Source organism: Halomonas sp. 3F2F (assembly GCF_014897805.1).
In the GTDB taxonomy this organism is placed as follows: domain Bacteria; phylum Pseudomonadota; class Gammaproteobacteria; order Pseudomonadales; family Halomonadaceae; genus Vreelandella.
In genome coordinates, this window is sequence record NZ_JABUZE010000060.1 from 1 (window position 1) to 732 (window position 732).

The following is a 732-nucleotide window of genomic DNA, read 5'->3' on the forward strand; positions in this document are numbered from 1 at the left end:
AAATCACTGTTATTGAGGTTGCTGCCATAACGGTTGATGAACTCATCAGAGGCCATGAAAATCTCAGCGATATCATCCAGGTCCAGATCGTCTTCGCCCCGCATCTGGTTACTCCAGTAAGTCAGACCAGCTTGGTCTGGAGCACGATCGAACGCAGCGCTATACAAAAGTGTCACTTGCTGGTCATAGGTAAGCCGGTCCTCGTTAAAATCAATCCGATCATCCCAGTCACTCTGAATATCCAATCCATCGATGTTATTCATGTCATTTGAGTCATTCCGACGATTCCAGTCATTAAGTTCACCGTCAAAAATTTCAAAATACACGCCGTCGCCACGATCTTCATAAATCGTTATATCATCATCGTTCCACTCGGTTTTGACGATACGGTTGCCCTGAACGCTGTAACGATCGTCGTTATCAATGGCCTCATTTTCCCAGCGGCCATCGTCCCATTCCCGAATAGCTAAAACATGCCCATCGGTAATATCAAACTGGTAACGGTTGTCAGACATAAACTATCCCCTGTTAGAGATCACATGACACAAGATTGATTGGTCAGAAATTGCTGTTAACGGTTCTAATTCCCGTCGCTTGAAGCCATAGCAATAGTCCTTGATGCAAGCAGCACGATCTACATCCTCTAACTGAGTGGCTCATGTGCCAAGATATGACTCGAAACGTTCATGTAAGTGCCTATTCAAAATTAATCGCGTGCAAAACTCCATAGCC

Annotated in this window: 1 protein-coding gene; it reads right to left on the minus strand. The window is 44.9% G+C overall.

Features of this window, described 5'->3' with window-relative positions; all coding sequences use genetic code 11:
* A partial coding sequence (locus tag INT21_RS06900) for a DUF4214 domain-containing protein (RefSeq protein WP_193060164.1) occupies positions 1-515 on the minus strand: 515 nt, incomplete at its 3' end.
* Between the last annotated feature and the right edge of the window lie 217 nt (positions 516-732).